This window comes from Candidatus Nitronereus thalassa (genome assembly GCF_032191465.1).
GTDB lineage: Bacteria > Nitrospirota > Nitrospiria > Nitrospirales > UBA8639 > Nitronereus > Nitronereus thalassa.
Genome location: NZ_JAQOUE010000001.1, coordinates 1,167,779 through 1,189,017 on the forward strand (window position 1 = coordinate 1,167,779; position 21,239 = coordinate 1,189,017).

Below are 21,239 nucleotides of genomic sequence, written 5' to 3' on the forward strand. Positions count from 1 at the left end.
AGACTTATTCCGAGCTCTGGATAACTCCTGTGGACTCGGAAAACTGTGAAGCGGGAATAATGGCGCGTCCATCATTGGTCTGCACGACCACTGACACCGGAGTAATAGACAACACCTCACCGGAAATAGTCCCGATTTTGACGCGTTGTCCAATTTTCAAAACTGGTTGCAAATAATGGGCAGCAATCAGATTGCCAATTGCCGATTTTGCACCCAAGCCGAATGACAGGGCAGCCCCAGCAATCAATCCCGCCACCAGCAAAATTATGGTATTATTCAACAACGTTGTATCAATGCCTAATTCATTAATGGCAGTGACCACAACTAATAACGCCATTCCCACGTAGAATGTTTGTGCGACGACCTGCCCCTGGGTGACACCCGCAGATCCACAAGCTAAGCTAATCACCTCTTTAAGGAAATTCGCCGCGAATAAACCCAAGACCAAAATGACCACCGCCAATCCCACCTTGGGAAGAAAATAGGCGAGGCCTGTCAGCGCTTGCGAGACAATCGCCAGACCAAGAGTTTCTGTAGAAGAAATTAAAAACAGGAGAAAGACAATCCAAAATCCAAGTACCCCCATTATTTGCGCCATGGTTTTTTGGGAACCCGTTCGTTCAAGCACGGTTTGAATAGCCGTCTTTCCCAGTAACCGATCAATCCCCACCAGCTGAAGGACTTTGGTCAACGCAACTCTAACAATTCGGCCAATGACGAACCCGGCTAAGAGTAACAACACCGCTCCAAAAAGTTTTGGCAAAAAACCAATAAGGAGCGTCACACTATGGGTCATCGACTCTTCGACCGCAGTAATCCAATCCTTCATGCCCTTACCTTTCTATTTGTTCTTTGGAATCGTTTCACGTGGCTTCCCTCTAGAAATGCCTTCAGTTCTTCCATTACGAAGATTCCAACATCTTGCTTTGGAGCCTCCTCAGAGAGGCGCCATTCTTACATGCAATCCAAGCCTCTGCAAGATCCTTTTTTAGAACCCAAAACCGTTGAAAAATTTACGCATGCGATCATTCGCGCCTAGAATTTTCAGGATAGGCGTAATTCTGAGATTGGCCGTCTTTCTTTTGACCACGCACAAGTCAATGTGGTCACAATCGATTTTTTTCGCGGTTTGGTAAAAGGATTGCCAAACTGATAAGATTCTTTAACAAGAACTGAGACTCGACACGAGGTGTCACAGTGATTTTCATCATTTCACACCATCCTCCACACCGGGATCAACTTTTACAATTTTTTGACCAGCGCGGCTTTGACGTATGTTTGGCTCCCCATCGGGAAAATGTTTGCGATTGGATCAAACAGATTAACCCCCATGTGGTCGTGTTGGATGCATTCGTTGCCTCCCCAAATCCTATTGCTGTCCTGCGGAGTATTCGATCTGAAGGGTTCAAGGGCAAGGTCATTTTGCTGGCCAACCCCTCCATCGGTTCCCTCCTGCCCGAGATTCATCAATTAGGAATCGACCAAGTCGTCGGGGGGCCAGGGTTTCCAGAGAACCCCATCAATTTCGATCATCTTGAGTCTAGTATTCGGGTGGTCGTTCACCCTTACATTGCAGCACGTGCCCACGATCTTTTTATTGGGCGCGGTTCAAAAGGGCAAAAGGGATTGGATGATTGGCTCCAGGCTGAACGGGAAATCTTATTTAAAAAAAAGACCTAATCCCTGCTATCAGCTTTTCCCTTGTACTGCTGTTCATCACACCATGAAAGATCCAATTTGGCCATCATAGCTAAAGATCTTGGAACCATTACCCCTGAGATCGAGGAGCTTCGCGATGAATTCGAATTTCCCGGCATAAAAGTTCTTCCAATGGCCTTCGGGCACGATCCCAAAGCCACGACCACCGTCCCCATCAGTATGGTCCCAATGGTGTGGTCTATACCACCATCCACGCCCACAATACGACGATGAGGTGGACCACCTCCCTACCAGCAAAGGAAACCGCCCAGGCCAAAAAAATTGATGAAGACCGCAGATGGGAAATGAATAGAGAATGACTCGTACCGGAACAAAATATGGCAATTGGGCATGGCGGTTTGAGAAAGAACAGCTCACCGATGAAGTGAGCCACCGACTGCATGATTTGACTCGTCTCTATGACCGAGTGCACAAAACGCTACCATAGGACATTCAGGACCTTGACCCGCAAAAAATCTTCCCAACCAAAACAGCATCTCCCTCTAAGACGGGCAAAGATACTATGCACGATCGGTCCAAAAAGCGCCTCGCGGCAAATCCTCGAAGAATTATCAAAAAACGGAATGGATATGGTGAGACTGAATATGTCTCATGGCACACAAGAGTGGCACCTAAATACAATTAAAGCTATTCGATCTGTTGAAAAGCTGCGCCAAACGCCGCTTCCAATTTTATTAGATCTCCAAGGCCCACGAATTCGCATTGGGTCCCTTCCCAAGGAAGGAATTTATCTTCACACGGGGGAGTCCGTGAAGTTAATTTCGGCGAATTCAGAAAAGTCCCGTCTTTCTAAATATTCGAAGAACAAAGGATCAGTGATTCCCGTCGTGTTCCCCACTCTTACCAAGGATGTCAAAAAGGGTCATAAAATTCTGATTAATGACGGGCTCATCGAGTTGCTCGTTAATAAAGCCACTGTTACTGGCTTAGAATGTTCCATAGTAGTCGGAGGAAAGGTCACTTCTCGCAAAGGCGTAAACTTTCCAGATACAAACCTGAGTGGTCCAACCTTAACCGAAAAGGATTTGAAGGACCTTCTTTTTGGCATCGAAAATCGGGTGAATTACATTGCGCTCTCGTTTGTTCGCTCAGCTCAAGATGTTCGAGCCGTCAAAACATTTCTTCGAAAGCACAAGCAAGACATCCCCGTGATAGCAAAAATCGAACGGCCTGAGGCCATTCGCCGCTTGAGCAGCATTGTGGATCAGGCTGATGGAGTGATGCTGGCACGTGGCGACTTAGCCATAGAAATGAGTCTTGAGGAGGTTCCCATTCTCCAAAAACACATTCTCGCAGAAGCCAATCGCCGGCATCGGTTGGTGATTACGGCCACACAAATGTTGGAATCAATGACTCAGCATCCACGGCCCACACGAGCTGAAGCATCCGATGTGGCCAATGCCGTCCTGGACGGGTCCGACATTCTGATGTTGTCCGCCGAAACCTCTGCCGGACAATACCCAGTCCAAACCGTACAAATCATGGCTCGCATTATCCGTTCCGCTGAAAAGGGAACAGTACTTCGATGGGAACCATCGAAAACCGATCAAGAGATTCATGGCTCAATCACGGCTTCGGCCTGCATTGCCGCAGACTCGGCAGCAAGGCTTACACAAGCCAAGGCAATCGTCGTGTTTACAGATTCAGGAGCGACAGCTTTATTCATGTCAAAACAACGACCTGCCGTTCCAATTATTGCGCTCACCCCTTCCAGGGAAAGCCTGAAAAGAATGACCGCCTATTGGGGGGTCCATGCTTACCTTATGCCACAAATTTCGAGCACTGATGAGCGAATTCAACAGGCTGAGGATATTGTGAAGGAACGTGGACTCATCCATTCGGGAGATCGCATCGTCATCCTATCAGGAGAACATGCCCAAAAACCCACAGGGACGAACTTAATGAAAATCCACCTTGTAAAATAAGATTCTACAATTTTTACAGTCAGAGTAAGGCGTTAAAAAATGGTTCTCTTTTTTGTGCAAAGTTTGACCGCTTTTAAGTATCTAAAGACTTAAGTATAATGAGATTTTCCTGGAACACCCGACTCGTTGATTCTTCAAATTCTTTTAAAATCTCCGCGCATTCTCAAGAAGAAAAACACCTCAAACTATCTCTTAATCTAGGAATATGATTTCCCTCTCAAGGAGCACTTATGAAAATATTACTTTCGGTTGATCCAACCAAAAACAGTCAAGCGATCGCTCGTTGCTGGGGGCAGTTCCCCATTCCGAGCGGCACAGATCTTTACCTTTTACAAGTCATTGAGGTTGGAAGAGACCAAATTGCGATCGACCACTCGCGCGTCTGGGAGCGGACCTTAACCATAGCCAGAACAGCCTGGTTGAAAGAAGCCAAGGCCTTCCTCGAAAAAATTCGGAAGTATTTTTCTCGCACTCCCGACAACAAATTGAATTCCTTCACTGCCGAGGGCATTCCAGGAGAAGAAATTTTACGAATAATTTCCACCCACCGTATCGACCTTGTGGCTCTAGGCAACCGCGGACTTTCCGGCATTAAACGTTTTCTCCTAGGAAGCACGAGCGATAGAGTTCTCCGGGAAGCCCCATGTTCCGTGGTGATCTTTCGCAACAAATCGCGATATGCAAAAAAATCAAACCTCACAAAAAACTTTAAAATTCTTTTGGCTTCCGAGGGACCAACCGATGGCCTGCCGAGCTTTGAGATGCTTCAATCATTAAACTTTTTCGGTTCGACTTCTATTTCCATTCTCCAAGTAGTCGAGCCGCCTAGTTTTTTGCCGAATTGGTTTTTTACGAAAAAAAATCCTAAGTTGATCAAGATGAGTGAAGAATTAATGAAACGGGCTCAGCGTACCGGACAAAAACATGTTCGAGAGATCACCAAGAAATTCGAGGCACATGGCATAAAAACCAAAAACTCATTCTCGACGGGAAATCCAGCCGATGAAATTCTTAAAGCCGAAAAACGCCTCAAACCAGACTTAATTGTCATGGGAGCAAACGGATGGACCGACGGCACCCCCATACCTTTAGGAGGGGTGGCGAGAAAAGTCGCACGTTATGCAACATGTTCCGTCCTGGTTGTGAGATCCAAGAAGTAATTCCACCCGCCCAACGATTATTTTCTGGCACACAGTATGTCCAACTTGGGCAAGAAATAGCACTTCCCATACTTTTCAAGACTCACTGATTCAGTGATCGAGGACACTTTATCCAATAGGATTTTTGGGGCCCTTATATTCTTCTCCCCCTTGAACCTTTCTGGGCACGTACTTTCGGCTTCCTTTAAGGTTATACTTCTATATGGGCACTCAGCCGGAAGACCATACCCACCACCCAAAGGAAAGAGCGTTGGGGTCCAGCATTCTCTCCTGGATCGACAAAAACATTTTTGAACTGGGCCGAGAACTCCGTCTTTCCTATTTGCCTCCTCTCATGATCTATCTCGCCGCGGGCATTTCAGGTCTCACCGGAATTGTCAGCACATTTTTCGTCAAAGAATACCTGGGTTTGTCTGCCGAATTTCTGGCGATGCTGGGATTCTGGGCCGGATTGGCATGGGCCATCAAAATGCCGTTAGGGCATTTAGTGGACCTTCTGTGGCGCTGGAAGGCGGGCTTTGTGTTCTTGGGGGCAGGACTGATTAGTGCGAGTCTCGCCATCATGTTGGGCCTGCTCGGGACTCCTGAAATCATGCGCGGCATCATGCCAATGGAAAGCTGGTTCGTGATGAGTGTGCTCCTGGCCCCCCTTGGATATGTCCTCCAGGATGTCGTCGCTGATGCCATGACCGTCGAGGCCGTCCCTCTCGTCGATCCCGAAGGCAATCCCTATGAGGAACAACGGATTCGTTTGATGCACACCACCATGCAAACACTGGGTCGGGTGGCAATCATCGGAGGCAGCATTGCCGTTTCCCTGGTGAACCTTATTCGGTTCGCCGACATTCAAAACATGAAGGAAGCGGATAGAATTTTGGCATATCTCGACATCTACCAAATGGCCCTATTGATCCCGATCGTTTCCATCTTGGGAGTCGGACTCGCCGCCATACTCAAACGAAGACAAGTAAAACAATGGCTAGCCTCAGGCATGACTCAACGAAAGATCGACCAAATGCTCGCTCCAGATCAGCCCTCCCCTGAACCGAATTGGTGGATTCTAGGAGGGAGTGCCGTGTTTGTCGTGTTCACCATGATCATGGGGCTGGGAGATATTCGCTATGGGCAGGAATTGGTCTTTGGCGGGTCACTGACAATAATTTTGTTTTTAATTTCCCGACTCGTCAAAGTGCTGGAACCCCAAGCCCGCCGGATGTTGGTGGGAACCGCACTCATCATCTTTGTCTTCCGGGCGGTGCCACTACCTGGAGAAGGCGCGGTATGGTTCCAAATTGATGAACTTGGTTTTGATCAGAGGTTTCTTTCGGTGTTGGCGTTGATTGCCAATTGCTTGACCCTATTCGGTATGTTTATTTTTCGTCGTTTCATGGCAGAAAAGTCGATCGCCTATGTCATCGTCTTTCTGACACTGGCGGGAACAATTCTTAGCCTTCCAAACCTCGGACTCTATTACGGTCTTCATCACTGGACGGCTTCCCTTACCGGAGGCGTGGTGGATGCCCGCTTCATCGCGATAATCAATACGGCCCTGGAATCTCCCTTAGGCCAAATCGCGATGATCCCCATGCTGGCATGGATCGCGCAATCTGCTCCAGCCAAACTCAAGGCCACATTTTTTGCGATCATGGCATCGTTCACGAATCTTGCGCTATCCGCGAGTCAGTTAGGCACACAATATCTCAATCAGATTTTCATCATTACCCGTGAAGTAAAAAATCCAATCACGGAAACCGTCGAGATCCCGGCTGACTACAGCGAATTAGGAATCCTTCTTATCACCGCGATTGTCTTAGGGTTGGTCCTTCCCATACTCGCCGTAGGCCTGGTTCGTGCCAGCCATGTACCCACCCGCTAAAGCGAGTGACCGAACTGGTTGCGGCGGAAACATTCCGCAGTCCCTACGCAGAAGATGTTGCAATATTCCTCAATTCCTTGCCCTGTTATCGACAGCTATATTCAAAATTTCGAAGATTTCTGACCTTAACGATTGCTCGTAGCACAAGAATCATGGCACCTTAATTGCCAATATTCGTTGAGTGATACTTCACCTTATTTTGAATTCACTTTCCATTCCGCGCAGAATTTTTGAAAGCCGCCGGAAGCAATCATTACTGCCCAAAAACTATCTACGGCACCTCAACAGTCCAAAGAACCAATCAAAGACATAAAGGTTTCATGAACACCGTACTAATCATCGGACAGCTGGCAGGAGGCATTGGACTATTTCTCCTCGCCATGAAATTCATTACCGATGGGCTAAAACTCGCCGGCGGCGATGCCTTACGAACTCTGCTGGGGCAATGGACCAAAACCCCTGCGCAAGGTATTGCGACAGGCTGCCTGCTCACTGCCGTTGTCCAATCTTCCAGCGCCGTCACTGTCGCCACCATAGGATTTGTCAACGCAGGACTGCTGACCTTGTTTCAAGCGGTTGGCGTCATCTATGGCTCGAATATTGGCACAACCATGACCGCATGGCTTGTCGCCATCCTCGGATTCAACATTAAAGTGGAACTGTTTGCCTTACCCATGATCGGCATCGGCATTCCGATGTGGTTCCTTTCTCCAACTTCGAGAAAAGGGGCGGCCGGGCAAGTGTTCGCAGGATTCGGTTTGTTTTTTATCGGGATTGATACGCTAAAAAATGCCTTTCAAACGGTGGCGCAATCCGTCAATTTTGCAATAGTCACAGAGTACGGCATAGTGGGTGTGATTTTACTTGTCGGCATTGGATTTCTCTTAACCGTTCTCACCCAATCCTCAAGTGCCGCGATTGCCATGACCTTGACTGCAGCTAGTGGGGGCGTGTTGGGATTGCCGAGTGCGGCAGCCATGGTCATTGGATCAAACCTTGGGACGACATCAACCGCCTTTTTTGCCTCCCTTGGCGCGACACCCAACGCCAAACGCGTCGCTGCCGCCCATATTGTGTTCAACGCCGTGACAGGTATTGTGGCCCTCGCCATCCTCCCACTACTAATATGGTTCATCCTTGAAACCGGGCGGGTGTTAAAACTCGATGAAACGCCAACCGTCGTCTTGGCCTTATTTCACACCACCTTCAATATTCTGGGAGTCGTTCTTCTTTGGCCTTTTACACAGCGACTCGTCGCTTGGCTTCGACATCAATACCGAACCACCGAAGAAGACGACACCCGCCCACGCTACCTTGATGACACCGTCATGGCGACTCCGGCCTTGGCCATGAATGCGTTAATCATGGAGATTGATCGAATTGGCGTGTTGGCTCGTCAAACTGCCGTGGCCATACTCACCCATGGAAGCGACTATGGCCGTCGACTCCAAAGCCGGAAAGAAACGCTCATGCAATTAGTCGAAACGGTTGGGGATTTCATCAACAAAACCCAAAAACTTTCCCTAGATGCACAAGACGCCGCCGTGCTTTCCCAAACCTTACGCGCTACCCATTATTTTGCTGAAGCCACAGACTTAGTCATTGGGGTAGCAGGATTACGAACCACAGCCCAGAGGTTGCAGGATCATTCGGTGATACAGGACTTAACCGACTACATGCGCACTGCCACCAATTGGCTGGCGAAGATTGAGTTACGATCAACGAAATCCAACATCGACTTTATCCAACAGGGATACGAATCGTTGGAGCAGGATTATCAAACCATTAAGGATCGTCTCTTGCGAAGTGGCGCCACGGCCCAAATTGGCCTTCGTGAACTCGACCACCTTCTTGATTTGCTGAGCCGACTAAGCCGCGCCTTGGAACGACAGCTGAAGGGCGTAAAAATCCTCGTCCTCCTTCTCGAAGAACGAAATCTCACCGTCGCCAAAAAAGAAGGCCGCCCAAAGCATCAGGAACAGAAAGACAAGAAAATGAAAATCGATGATAACGAAAAAACGAGGCTGGTCTAAATCCTCACTAATGGCTTCGACCTGGTCACAAACGGCCAGGAAACAGGCATGTCATGGACTCAATCGTTGTGGAGACCCCGCCGCACTACCAACCACAGGCTCAGCCCAGAAATGATCTACCAAAACTCCCAAAGGTTCCGACCCACACAACCACTAGTTTTTCATCAATCGCCATGGCCTCAAGCAAACTAGTGGGGGAAAGGGCTATGGAGTTTTTCCACCATGCTTGAGTGAGTCAGCCAACCCTGCCTTGCCATGCAACTAAAAATAATTTCCAAAAGACTCTTGACTCCTTTTTCTGGGCTTCAAGTCTCTTTTGAAAACTAAATTCCTCTTTTGATTGAAATTTTGCGTGCCGCTTTCACACGAACATTAGATTTCCATGGTAGAGTACGGGATATTATCAGAACCCCTGGATATATTTTCTCGTCATCATAAGGAGGATTGTCCTCATACCAGAATGCTCCAATTGAAACTTTTTCTAATTCTAGCAATTCCGAAAGAGTTATAAACCACTCGCGAATCTTCAGTGGATCATTGATAGCCCCATATTCCTTGAATTCTGGAATTACGTAACAGATTTCTGTTTTTTTAGGTCCATTTCTATAACTCCTTTCGAGGCTATCCAGCTGCTTGCCTGCCTCGTCAAGCTTTTTCAAAACACTTTTTACCACAATTTTAGGATTTCCCGTTGGCCATAGTGCTTTTGCCTCAATAGTTAAATCCTTTTTTTTTCCAATACTGATCCATAAATCACCCCGTCCAACAGTTTTCTTTTCACTTATATTTCGGAATCCCGTGAATTCTTCTAATCCCCACCCATCCTCTAGTTTCCATGCTGCCACGCAAAGCAATCCCGAAAGCGCTCTTTCTCCATACCAGTAGCCCACATCATTCGGAGGAACATCATAGTCTGACAAAAGATTTCTAAAGGCCTCTAGCAAGAAAACCCATTCCGGATAAGGCATGTAACTTTTTCCACAAACCATCATTTGTAGTTCACCTGGGACCAGAGTGCTGGTGCCTTGGGGATTAATGATTTTAGGAGGCTTGCCTTCTTTGTAATTCAGTCTTTTCTTTTTCCTAATACTCTCAATTATCTCTTTAATCTGCTCCGTAATCCATTGGGCGAATTCTGGATTATCTTTGATAAGTTCATAAATTTTATATAAAAGTGGCCAAACCCATGAGGACCTTTTGTTTGAGATTTTTTTCATTCCCTAATCCTCCTTACCACTTCATCAATTAAATCTTAGTACTCAGTGATTAAGTGGCAATTTAATCACATATCCATGCACCAGCGCACCCAAAATATCCCAATGCAGTGAATGGTACTTTCTTGGAATTCTTGGCACTCCTAGGCTAGGGGTCAAATCTTTGGTTGAGAGTTTCGCCAAAATAAAATTTCGAATGCTCCATTGCCTCTGCGTTGGGCGCGGCTGGGCCGCCGCCCCAAATCGACTTTTCGGCGAGCATTGTTTGAGTGGAGAGGTGGCTTTTCACCTCAGAGCGAGTTGCGCAGCCATCTTGATTTGGGGTGGCGGACTAGGTACCCCATAGGGGCCGCGCACAGGCAGAAATGGTTTTGGGTCCTTTTGCCGAAACAAAAGGACCTCGGCGTGCGGGGACGAAACCCCGCAAAAAAATAAACCTGGATTCCCGATGACTCATGTCGGGAATGGCGTCAAAGTGGAAGAAGTTTACGACTAGGGCCTTGGCTTAAAAAACAACGCCGAAAGCGGAGAAAGCGTAATCGCCATCGAATGGGATTGCCCATGCCAAGGCGTTTCCTCAGCACCTACACCGCTGCTTAAATGGGACTAATCGAAACCCCTTCCCTTCGAGCGACTTCAATGAGCAAATCTGTGTCATCCTCTTCCCAGCATTTATTCCCAACAGCCACGGGTTCGATCCGGCTGTCGGTCTTTGCTCGTGCACGCCATAATTCTGCGACCAACGCCCGACTAGGTCGTGGGTCAAAATCTGGTCCAACGAGAAGAAGATCAATATCACTGTCAGGATTCTCTTTGCCCTTTGCATAGGACCCAAAGAGCACAGCCTTCGATATTCTCACCCCTCTTTTCTTCACTTCCTGTATGTAATCTTGGATGACTGTTACGACTGCTTGGTTAACCATTGGTATATCTCCTGGGCTCTAGCCATTTGCTCCTGGGCTTCCCCTGTATCGGGTGGCTCCATTAAATTCTCCGGATAACGACCCTCAAGTTGATACCGATCGAATTCCGCCAAAAATATTTTCGTCTCTTCCGTAAGATCAAGATTCGCTCTTTCTGCCAAGCGTAATAAAGCATGGATTCGTGGAGCAACATCCTTTGTTGTCCGACAGACTTGTGCTTTCAAGGCCTTTTCTAGGGCTAGGTGAGCAAAGAACAGTCCATGCCTTGTCTTATTTCGAAATAGTAAGTCCTGGGCAATCTCCCAATCTTCTTTCGCAGAATTCAACCAATACTCGACATGTTTTTGAACATTCATACAGAGTGACTATACCAAAATCGAAATGAGTGTAGCATTTCTTTTTCGAAGATCCTATACGACTGCTCTTCTGCGTTGGGCGCGGCTGGGCCGCCGCCCCAAATCGACTTTTGGGCGAGCATTGTTTGAGTGGAGAGGTGGCTTTTCACCTCGGAGCGAGTTGCGCAGCCATCTTGATTTGGGGTGGTGGACCCGGGACCCGGAGGGGTGCGTACAGGCAGAAATGGTTTTGGGCACTTTTGCCGAAACAAAAGTGCCTCGTCGCGCGGGGCCGAAACCCCGCCAAAAATAAACTTGGATTCCCGATGACTCATGTCGGGAATGGCATCAAAGTGGAAAAAGTGTAAGACTAGGGCCTTGGCTTAAAAAACAGCGCCGAAAGCGGAGGAAGGGTAATCACGATTGAATGGGATTGCCCATGCCATGGGGTTTCCTCGGCATTCACCCCGCCACCATTACCCAGGTTACTCCCACCATAAATTTCAGCATCACTATTCAAGAGCTCCTGATAATAACCACCCATTGGCACACCTAGGCGATAGCCTTCTCGCGGCACAGGGGTGAAGTTAAACACGCACACAATTTGGTCCGTCTGGTCCTTGGCACGGCGAATATAGGACAGCGTGGACTGGTCGCTATCATGCAGGTCAATCCATTGAAACCCCGTCCAATCAAAATCGACTTGATGGAGCGCCGGTTCATTGACATACAACCGATTCAAATCCGCAACATATTTTTGCAAGCCCTGATGAGGTTCATAGTCCAGCAAATGCCATTGTAAACTATCCTCATGGTTCCATTCCCACCATTGCCCAATTTCGCCACCCATGAAGAGCATCTTCTTCCCAGGGTGTGCCCACATGTGTCCGTAGAGGGATCGCAAGTTGGCAAATCGCTGCCAAGGATCGCCGGGCATTTTATCAAGCAACGATTTCTTGCCATGCACGACTTCGTCATGAGACAGGACCAGCACGAAATTTTCCGTGAACGCGTAGACCAACCCAAAGGTTACATTATGGTGATGATATCGGCGATGCACCGGATCTTCGCTGAAATAGTTCAAGGTATCGTGCATCCAGCCCATATTCCATTTGAACGTAAACCCAAGCCCGCCGACATAAGTCGGCCGCGAGACCCCGCCCCAAGCGGTGGATTCCTCCGCAATCATCATGGTTCCCGGATGCTCCTGATGGACCATGACATTAAGTTCTTTCAGAAATTCGACGGCTTCTAAATTTTCATTGCCCCCGAATCGATTCGGCACCCATTCGCCATGCTTTCGCGCATAATCCAAATACAACATGGAGGCCACGGCATCCACGCGTAAGCCATCGATATGATATCGGTCGAACCACATCAAGGCGCTATTAATCAGAAAGTTTCGAACCTCTACCCGGCCATAATTGAAGATGCGGCTTTTCCATTCGGGGTGATACCCCATTCGCGGGTCGGAATGATCAAACAAATGCGTCCCATCAAACCATGCCAACCCATGGGGATCGTCAGGAAAATGCGCGGGAGCCCAATCCATAATGACGCCGATATTCGCTTGGTGGCAGGCATCCACAAACGCCATGAAATCTTCGGCCGTGCCAAACCGTCTGGTGGGCGCGAAATACCCGGTGGATTGATAGCCCCAGGACCCGTCAAAGGGATGCTCGACCACGGGCATGAGCTCGATGTGCGTAAACCCCATCTCCTTTACATAAGGAATGAGTTGCTCGGCAAGTTCCCGGTAGGTGAGCCACCGCCCGCCTTCTTCCGGCACGCGTCTCCATGAGCCCAGGTGTAACTCATAAATCGAAATGGGCTTAGTTAACACATCATGAGATTGCCGCGCCTGGAGCCAGTCGGAATCTTTCCATTGGTATCCAGAAACATTTCTGACGACCGAGGCCGTATTCGGGCGCAGTTCGGCTTGGGTCGCATAGGGATCGGCTTTCAGTAATGGCACTTCACTATCCTTGGGACGAATTTCATATTTGTACTTTTCCCATTCTGCTAAATCAGGAATAAACAATTCCCATATTCCCGTTCCCCCTCTTGAGCGCATGGGATGACGACGACCATCCCACCCATTGAAATCTCCCACCACACTGACGCGCATGGCATTCGGCGCCCAAACCGCAAAGTTCACGCCGTTCACTCCTTGATGCTTACAGGGATGCGCGCCCAATTTTTCATATGCCTGATACAATTTTCCTTCCCCAAACAAATGCAAATCAAATTCACTTAAGAAGGGTGTGAAAGCATAAGGATCATGCGACTCAGAAACTCCCCCGTTGGAATGGGTCACCCGTAAACAATAGGCCTCAGGGGCAAGACGCTTAGGAACCTGGGCTTCGAAAAACCCGGGAGGCTCAATAGCCTGCATAGGAATGGGCTCTTGTGTGGTATCAGCAGGAACCACCACCACGGAGGCAGCATCGGGAAGATAGGTTCGTACCACAAAGGCTGCCTGCCCTTTCCGCCGTTCTTCCTGGGGGCCGAGCACTTCGAAGGGATTCCACCACTCCGCCCGAGCGACTTTATCAAATACCTCGGGGTATACGGATTTAGTGGATTCAGCTATACTTGCGGATGATTGATTTTTCATTGACCGTATCCTTCATCAGTTGTCCTAAACAATGCCTTTTTCCTTCATTGCCGCACTGCTCATTGTTTTTTTGGCCGTCGCGTTTTCATTACAAAATGACCAAGTAGTTTCGATTACATTTTTCAAATGGGATTTTCAGGGTTCATTAGTTCTGATATTATTAACGACATTATTTCTCGGTATGCTCATTCACTTGTTGGTATCGCTGCCCGCCAGAATTCGAAAATCACGGCAGGCCTCACATTTACACAAACGGGTCACGGAGTTAGAGCAATCTTTAGCCAGGCAAGGGCAAGCTCCACCCCATTGACTTAAAGCGTACACTAGATTATCCATTAATGAAACTATCCCCTTTCTTTAGGACTGTGAAAAGCGGAATGCACCCATGGTAGAGAGAAGCCCCCAACGAGTCTTAGCCATGATCATGGCAGGCGGCAAAGGCGAACGCCTGATGCCCCTCACCGAACAGCGCAGCAAACCCGCGGTGCCCTTTGCTGGGACCTACCGAATCGTGGATTTTGTACTCAGTAATTTCCTCAATTCCGGCGTCTTGGCCATGTACGTGTTGGTGCAATACCGGTCCCAATCACTCATTGAACATCTACGTCGCGCTTGGGGGATTGGCAGTCCAAACCGCCAATCCTTTATTACCGTGGTTCCACCACAAATGAAGGGGCGTGGCAAATGGTACGAGGGCACGGCGGACGCCGTCTATCAAAACCTGAATATCGTCCAAGATTTTGCGCCCAACCTCGTAGCCGTGTTTGGCGCAGATCATATTTACCGGATGGATATTCGGCAAATGATTCAATTTCACCTGGATAATCAAGCCGATGCCACCGTCGCCGCGTTGCCCGTGCCTATCGAATCGGCCAAGGGCTTTGGCATTATCAAGGCTGATGCGAAACATCGTATTAAGGGATTCGACGAAAAACCCCAAAACCCGAAAGCCATGCCCGGGAACCCTAAAATGGCCTTTTCTTCCATGGGGAACTACATTTTCAATGTCGATGTGCTCATGAAAGCCTTGGAACACGATGCCACCGGTACTGGCTCGCATGACTTTGGACGGGATATCCTCCCCACTCTTATTAAATCCCATAAGATCATGGCGTATAATTTTCTCGATAATGTGGTTCCCGGCGTACATCCCTATGAGGAATGGGGATATTGGCGGGATGTCGGTACACTTGAAGCCTATTGGCAAGCCAATATGGACATTCTCGGCGAGAATCCTATCTTCGACCTTCGGAATGTCAATTGGCCCATCATGACCGATGCCTCCGGCGAACCCATTGCCAGTATAGTGCGTTCACAATTGGATGATGCTATGGTGGGCCAAGGTAGCTTAGTAGTGGATGCCAAAATCCGGCGATCCGTCATCGGCCGGAACGTCAGAATCGGCGAGGGCGCGGAAATTGAAGAATGCGTGATTCTTGATGGTACCGTTGTCGGCCCCAAGGCTCGTCTGCGTCGTGTGATTTCCGACCGTTTCAATCTCATACCGCCCGGAACTGAATTGGGACATGACCAACTTCGCGATCACAACCTGCGCTACTCTGTCGACAAGTCTGGGATTATCGTTATCCCTCGCGGACATTCCTATGGCGGTCGGGCCGTTCCCCTTATTCTTAATAAATAAGAGGGCCGACTCTTTCCCCATTCTCAACCACGGAAGCCTGCCCGCCATCATGAAAAGGCCTCCCCTACGCTCATTGGTTGTGCCAGCCCTTGAATCCCACAGGAGCATATCTTAATGAACTCCCCTCGGGTTCCCATCTCCACCTACCGCCTGCAACTGAATAAGCATTTTACGTTTCAAGATGCCGCACGAATCATGCCATACCTTCATGACTTAGGCATCTCGGATTGCTACACCTCGCCTTATTTGCAATCGGCCCCTGGAAGTCTGCATGGCTATGATGTCGTGGACCCCACGAGACTCAATTCCGAGATCGGATCTCCTGACGATTACCAAACCTTCGTGGATGCCCTTTCTCAACGAGGGATGGGACACATTCTCGATATTGTGCCTAATCATATGAAAATCGAAGGGCCGTGGAATACCTGGTGGCAAGACGTATTGGAAAATGGACCCAGTTCTGCCTTTGCCGATTTCTTCGATATTAACTGGTTTCCCGTTAAACGGGAGTTGGTCAATAAGGTCCTGCTCCCTATCTTGGGAGATCAATATGGTCTGGTGTTGGAACGTGGAGAAATTAAGCTCCATTATCAAGATGGGTTATTCTTCTTTGCGTACTATGACCATCACCTCCCGATCGATCCCCGCACCTTCGCTCATATCTTGAATTTTCGTATGGAAGAACTCACCGCCCAGCATGACCCAACCCAACCTGACATACAGGAACTCCAAAGCATTCATAGCGCCGTATCGAATTTGCCGGATCGGAATAACCCTCACCCAAACCACACCGCCGAACGTTCACGCGAAAGAGAGGTTATCAAGCGCCGCCTCACCACCTTAATGGATGACAGTAAACTCGTCGCCGATTTCCTCCAGGAAAATCTCCGAATTTTTAACGGGACACCTGATAATCCGAGAAGCTTCGACCCACTGGATGCCTTGCTCAATGCGCAGGCCTACCGCTTGGCTTCTTGGCGCGTAGCCTCGGAAGAAATTAATTACCGCCGTTTTTTCGACATTAACGAACTAGCAGCCATCCGGGTGGAAGAACCAGAGGTATTTCAACACACACATGAATTTATTTTTTCACTGATTAAATCCGGTGCCGTCAGTGGACTCCGCATCGATCATGTGGATGGATTGTATGACCCAAGGAAGTATCTTCAACAATGGCAGGAATGGGCGCAAACAGAACTCGGGCTATCAGCCGATGATCATGGGCGAGCGCTCTATATTGTCGTGGAAAAAATCTTAGGAAAAGGGGAAACCCTTTCGGATGACTGGCCAACCTTTGGCACAACCGGGTATGAATTCCTGGGGCTCTTGAATAACCTATTCATCGATTCCTCTCATAAACGCGATTTGGATACGATCTATGCTCGATTCGCGAAGAACAACGCCCACTTCGAAGACCTCGTCTACCAATGCAAAAAGCTCATCATGAGCAGTTCCATGGCGAGCGAGCTGAACACTCTGGGGCATCAACTCAATATCCTTTCGGAAAAACACCGGCAATCACGAGACTACACACTCAACAGTCTGACCCATGCCTTGCGTGAAATCATTGCTTGCTTCCCCGTTTATCGGACCTACGTCACTCCCGATCCGTCCGAACCCATTACGGACCGTGACCGTGCCTATATTCGACTCGCCGTCATCCAAGCCAAACGCAAAAATCCAGCGACTAACAGCCTGGTCTTTGATTTTATCCAAGAGTTACTCTTGAAAAACCCTTCAGGCAATCCGTACCTGCCCTGGTCGGAAGTGCACCCCTTCGTTTTGAAATTTCAACAAACGACGAGCCCTGTCACCGCGAAGGGGGTCGAAGATACCGCCTGTTACCAATACAACCGTTTAGTCTCCCTCAACGAAGTCGGCGGAGAACCGTCGGTGGTTGGGACCCCTCTCTCTGCCTTTCATGAACGCATGCGAGAGCGTCAATCCCATTGGCCAGCCAGTTTATCCGCCACATCCACTCACGACACGAAGCGCAGTGAGGACGTGCGGGCACGCATTCATGTACTCTCCGAAATACCCAAAGAATGGAAAGCCTGCGTCACTAGGTGGCATCGTATCAACAAGAAAAAGAAAATCCATATTGACGGCCAAGAGGTACCCAGCCGCAATGAGGAATACCTGTTGTATCAGACCCTTGTGGGGGCTTGGCCTTTTACCCAATTGAGCTCTCCAGACTACCAAGATTTTTGCCAACGCATGGAACAGTACATGCGTAAGGCTCTGAAAGAAGGCAAAGTCCACTCCAGCTGGATCAATCCCAATGACGCGTATGAGGATGCCGTCTGCGCTTTTGTCCGCCACATCCTCGATCCAATGCAATCGGCATTATTCCTTGGCGATTTCATCCCCTTTCAGGAGAAAATTGCGCGGTACGGGATGTATAATGCTTTAACGCAATTGACCTTAAAAATTACCGCACCGGGGGTTCCCGATTTCTACCAAGGAACGGAAATTTGGGATTTCAGCCTGGTGGACCCTGACAACCGAAGGCCTGTGGATTATGCTCACCGACAGCAACTTCTCAACCACCTGGTCTCTGAGGAACAGCACAACACCGAAGGGTTTTTTTCGGACATGCTTGCACATTATACGGATGGACGAATCAAACTCTATCTCACCCGGTGCTTACTGCACTTTCGCCGTCAGTATCCTGCACTGTTTCAACAGGGTGATTATCAGCCACTTGAAACTCTCGGCGAAAAGCGGCACCATCTGTGTGCATTCCAACGAACGTGGGAAGGTCATACCATCATGGTCATCGTGCCAAGGTTCTTGCATCAGGTCATACCCAACCCAGAACATCCGGCGCTCGGTGACACCGCTTGGGGTGATGCAATTGTGGTTCTTCCTGAGAATAGTGCAGGAAGACCATACCGAAATGTCCTTACCCAAGAAACCGTCCAGACAAGACACATTGATCAGCACAACACATTACCAGCAGCAAGCATTTTTCACCATTTGCCGATAGCCATGATGGAGCAACTACCATGACTCGTTATGCCGCCGATTCGACCAACCATACGGATCAAGATTCCCGTTCCGAGCCATCCGCTTCCCAGGAAACTCTTGGGTGGGAAGGACACGTCAACGTCCCAAAATCCCCGGTATGGAATAATCTTTTGGTAAACTGGCCTGAACTCCGTACAGGCCTCGCATTTAGTATGGTGTTTGTTGTCGGCGCGATGGTGGGCGGAAGTTTGGCGCTGCTCTTTGGTTGCAATCGCAGAAACACTGACAATTAATTATTTGCCGATAAAAAGGAGATTGCCATGGCACAAGACATGTCATCTGATGATTCATGCTGGGTCACCACGTTTGTTTTTATTTCTGGACTTATTTTAGGAGCCGGAGCGGCAATTTTATTGGCCCCAGAACCCGGAGCAAATTTACGAGGCCGATTGGCGAAAGGCGCCAAGATTGCCCAAGAGGAATTTGGGGAGGTGGCCAATGAAACCAAAGAGGCCCTTCGCGTCATTTCTCAAGACACTCAACGAACCGTCAAAAAAGCCGCTTCTCGTATTAACGATGCCGTCGAAGCTACAAAGAACGCTGTCATTGCAAATGAAGGAGACCAACCATCTCCCCCCGTCAATTGATCCTCCGCGGTTAAAAAAAAAACGCTTTTAACCGGAACCTGCTTTAGGCTGGACGCTTCAGGGAGGGATCGCCCTGAGGATTGTTTATGGAGGAATCCTCATGTTTAGGATTCCATTCATGGTCCGCTTCGACTGCGTTCACGAGTCTGTCGAAAAAATCTGGCACGGCGCCAACGACATGATTCCAACTGGAAATCATGGGCACTCCCAGGGGATCTTTGAGAAAAGTCTCGGTCGCAATCAACAACCCTTTGAGAAAAGCTTCGACCGCCGTTCGTTCGGCATGACGGTCAAACTCTAACCCATTTATCGCAGCCACGTTTTCGTATTTCTTGATGGTTTCTTGAGCGATTTGCAAATAGGTCGCGCGAAGAGTTTTGAGCGTGGCGTCTGAAAGTATCACCCCATCACTCGCCAACGTCCGAAAGAGGGTTTTGGCAATATCCACGCTCATTTTTAACAGGCCATCTTCAGGATTTTCAGCAGATAAGTTTTTGTGTTTATGTTCATAACGGTCCGTGAGATCCACCTGACACACCCGGCGATCCGCACAGTTTCGATGGACTTCCGCTAATACCCCGATCTCTAGCCCCCAATCACCAGGAAACCGATTGATCCAGGCGAGATCCGTTACCATACCGAACTCTCCGGCCAGCGGATACCGAAAACTCTCCATAAAGCGTAATTTCTTCTGGGGACCAAGGAGTCTGATCAAACTTTGAATGAGCGGAAACATAAAGAGTCGTGTGACTCGCCCATACAACCGATCCGTGACCCGCGGATAGTACCCTTTACAAAATTCATATCCGAGGTTGGGATTCCCTACGGGATAACACAGCCGCGCCAGAAACTCACGGTCATAGGTATAGACATCGCAATCATGCAATACGATGACCTTGCTTTGTTGACGCGCCAAAACATAGCCAAACGCAAGCCAACATGCCTGGCCCTTCCCCGGCAAACCAATATCAACATCATTCTGAGTCAGGAGACTCATCAATTCCTTGATATTGGCCCCATCGATCCAAACCAATCTGACATGTTGAGGCAGTTTTTGAAAATATTCTTTGGCCCGTCGAAACTCCAATGCCGAGGCCCGTCCCAAGGCCACCACAATTTCCTTTAAATAGGGAACGCCTTGGAGATGGCCAATAATATCCTCCAATGCCGAACCTTCCAATTCGGCGTACAAACACGGAAGCACAAGGGCAATCGGCTGGGTATCGGCATGCTCGCAGAGTTCGGCTTCCAACCGTTCAAGGTTGGTATTGCCCAGTCGATGCAAGGTCGTAATGACCCCTGTTTGATAAAAATCACTCATAATGGTTTCAATATTCTTGTGGTGAATTTTCTGGCTTCAGAGGGATGGATACCTTACCAAATTTTATACGGCATCTCTATAACATTACTCCTCATCCTCTCCAAAACCGCCAAGGGGCCCCTCATTATAAATGTCTTAAATCGTCGGAAGATTCAGATTTTGGTCGAGTCGAAAATCGTTTCTCTAGGACATCTTTGGCCAAATCCTTTGCGCCTAATCCAAAGGCAATCGCCGCGGCCAGCACCACTCCGCCAAAGGCAATTCCAAACCCTACGACGACGATATTGGCCGCAATGCCCAATTGTTCAAGGGCCATAGCGATTGCCGCGAGCTGAATGCCCCATCGTGTAGAAGCCGCCAGCAACCGCGCTGGAGGCAGCCCAGCATTGACTGCGGCAATCAACACGCCTTGCGACACAAAATTCGACAATAAAAATCCACCGACCACAATGAACAGACTGGTGACGATATACGGGAAAAACCCCAACAATGACTCGGTAAATTTATTGACGGGATCAAGACGCAACACGGCTAATGCGGCCACAACGCCAAGGCTAAGAACAATCCAAAAAAACATCCGTCCCGCTAAAAAGGAAGGAGAGGCTTTCACTCCACCCCTCGCCAAAGCCGCAGTCAGTCCCATTCGTTGCGTAAGGATGTCCATTCGAATGACCCGAAGGAATCGCTCAACGGCTTGTCCACAAAGCCACGCCAAGATTAACCCGATCACCAAAATGATTCCCATCGCCACGACATTGGGCAACAACGCCAGCAATTGTTGTCCCAATGCTTTGATGGGTTCCAGCAAGGCTTTCTGGAAAAATGGTTCAAACCACTCCATGAATTATTCCTTCATC

19 protein-coding genes are annotated in these 21,239 nt (G+C 48.7%); 12 read left to right on the forward strand and 7 right to left on the reverse strand.

The features are described from left to right. Positions 1–4 precede the first annotated feature (4 nt). Positions 5–829 carry a mechanosensitive ion channel family protein gene (locus PPG34_RS05325; protein ID WP_313832110.1) on the reverse strand — a complete coding sequence of 275 codons (825 nt, stop codon included), beginning with the start codon at positions 827–829 and terminating at the stop codon, positions 5–7. Positions 830–1,197: 368 nt separating this feature from the next. Here PPG34_RS05325 and PPG34_RS05330 point away from each other — a divergent pair, with 368 nt between their 5' ends. The 7 genes from PPG34_RS05330 (at position 1,198) to PPG34_RS05360 (ending at position 8,713) form a co-directional block, all read left to right on the forward strand. Then, positions 1,198–1,680, forward strand: coding sequence for a DUF2934 domain-containing protein (locus PPG34_RS05330; protein ID WP_313832111.1), 483 nt, complete (start codon positions 1,198–1,200; stop codon positions 1,678–1,680). Positions 1,681–1,701: 21 nt separating this feature from the next. Beyond that, positions 1,702–1,932 carry a 4-alpha-glucanotransferase gene (locus PPG34_RS05335; protein WP_313832112.1) on the forward strand — a complete coding sequence of 77 codons (231 nt, stop codon included), beginning with the start codon at positions 1,702–1,704 and terminating at the stop codon, positions 1,930–1,932. A gap of 82 nt (positions 1,933–2,014) precedes the next feature. Further along, positions 2,015–2,146 carry a hypothetical protein gene (locus PPG34_RS05340; protein WP_313832113.1) on the forward strand — a complete coding sequence of 44 codons (132 nt, stop codon included), beginning with the start codon at positions 2,015–2,017 and terminating at the stop codon, positions 2,144–2,146. Continuing rightward, complete coding sequence (pyk, locus tag PPG34_RS05345; RefSeq protein ID WP_313832114.1) at positions 2,118–3,644, forward strand: pyruvate kinase; 1,527 nt, start codon at positions 2,118–2,120, stop codon at positions 3,642–3,644. The genes PPG34_RS05340 and pyk overlap by 29 nt, the downstream gene beginning before the upstream one ends. 230 nt (positions 3,645–3,874) lie before the next feature. Continuing rightward, positions 3,875–4,804, forward strand: coding sequence for a universal stress protein (locus PPG34_RS05350; RefSeq protein WP_313832115.1), 930 nt, complete (start codon positions 3,875–3,877; stop codon positions 4,802–4,804). Positions 4,805–5,006: 202 nt separating this feature from the next. Continuing rightward, on the forward strand, positions 5,007–6,680 hold the full coding sequence (locus PPG34_RS05355) for an MFS transporter (RefSeq protein WP_313832116.1): 1,674 nt from the start codon (positions 5,007–5,009) through the stop codon (positions 6,678–6,680). A gap of 320 nt (positions 6,681–7,000) precedes the next feature. After that, complete coding sequence (locus PPG34_RS05360) at positions 7,001–8,713, forward strand: Na/Pi cotransporter family protein (protein WP_313832117.1); 1,713 nt, start codon at positions 7,001–7,003, stop codon at positions 8,711–8,713. Positions 8,714–9,036: 323 nt separating this feature from the next. Here the strand turns inward: PPG34_RS05360 and PPG34_RS05365 are convergent, their stop codons facing one another. From PPG34_RS05365 to glgB, 4 genes are all read right to left on the reverse strand, one after another. Beyond that, positions 9,037–9,930 (reverse strand): hypothetical protein, encoded by an 894-nt coding sequence (locus tag PPG34_RS05365; RefSeq protein ID WP_313832118.1) that lies wholly within the window; start codon positions 9,928–9,930, stop codon positions 9,037–9,039. Positions 9,931–10,523: 593 nt separating this feature from the next. Beyond that, on the reverse strand, positions 10,524–10,850 hold the full coding sequence (locus tag PPG34_RS05370; protein WP_313832119.1) for a nucleotidyltransferase domain-containing protein: 327 nt from the start codon (positions 10,848–10,850) through the stop codon (positions 10,524–10,526). After that, on the reverse strand, positions 10,829–11,206 hold the full coding sequence (locus tag PPG34_RS05375; protein ID WP_313832120.1) for a HEPN domain-containing protein: 378 nt from the start codon (positions 11,204–11,206) through the stop codon (positions 10,829–10,831). Before PPG34_RS05375 ends, PPG34_RS05370 begins: the two co-directional genes overlap by 22 nt. A gap of 349 nt (positions 11,207–11,555) precedes the next feature. Continuing rightward, positions 11,556–13,802 (reverse strand): 1,4-alpha-glucan branching protein GlgB, encoded by a 2,247-nt coding sequence (gene glgB, locus PPG34_RS05380; RefSeq protein ID WP_313832121.1) that lies wholly within the window; start codon positions 13,800–13,802, stop codon positions 11,556–11,558. A 31-nt stretch (positions 13,803–13,833) separates the two neighbouring features. On the opposite strand from glgB, the gene PPG34_RS05385 reads away from it, so the two are divergent. The 5 genes from PPG34_RS05385 to PPG34_RS05405 all read left to right on the forward strand — a co-directional run bounded on the left by PPG34_RS05385 (position 13,834) and on the right by PPG34_RS05405 (position 19,061). After that, entirely contained in the window at positions 13,834–14,112 is a 279-nt protein-coding gene (locus PPG34_RS05385) for a LapA family protein (protein WP_313832122.1), read from the forward strand. 75 nt (positions 14,113–14,187) lie between these two features. After that, positions 14,188–15,444 carry a glucose-1-phosphate adenylyltransferase gene (gene glgC, locus PPG34_RS05390; protein ID WP_313832123.1) on the forward strand — a complete coding sequence of 419 codons (1,257 nt, stop codon included), beginning with the start codon at positions 14,188–14,190 and terminating at the stop codon, positions 15,442–15,444. Positions 15,445–15,558: 114 nt separating this feature from the next. Next, positions 15,559–18,456, forward strand: a complete 2,898-nt coding sequence (gene treY / locus PPG34_RS05395; RefSeq protein WP_313832124.1) for a malto-oligosyltrehalose synthase — start codon at positions 15,559–15,561, stop codon at positions 18,454–18,456. Beyond that, complete coding sequence (locus PPG34_RS05400) at positions 18,453–18,707, forward strand: hypothetical protein (protein ID WP_313832125.1); 255 nt, start codon at positions 18,453–18,455, stop codon at positions 18,705–18,707. Before treY ends, PPG34_RS05400 begins: the two co-directional genes overlap by 4 nt. Positions 18,708–18,734: 27 nt before the next feature. Beyond that, positions 18,735–19,061, forward strand: a complete 327-nt coding sequence (locus tag PPG34_RS05405) for a YtxH domain-containing protein (RefSeq protein ID WP_313832126.1) — start codon at positions 18,735–18,737, stop codon at positions 19,059–19,061. A gap of 43 nt (positions 19,062–19,104) precedes the next feature. Here PPG34_RS05405 and PPG34_RS05410 read toward each other — a convergent pair whose 3' ends face one another. Continuing rightward, positions 19,105–20,382 (reverse strand): glycosyltransferase family protein, encoded by a 1,278-nt coding sequence (locus tag PPG34_RS05410; protein ID WP_313832127.1) that lies wholly within the window; start codon positions 20,380–20,382, stop codon positions 19,105–19,107. A 124-nt stretch (positions 20,383–20,506) separates the two neighbouring features. Further along, positions 20,507–21,223 (reverse strand): mechanosensitive ion channel family protein, encoded by a 717-nt coding sequence (locus PPG34_RS05415; protein ID WP_313832128.1) that lies wholly within the window; start codon positions 21,221–21,223, stop codon positions 20,507–20,509. Between the last annotated feature and the right edge of the window lie 16 nt (positions 21,224–21,239).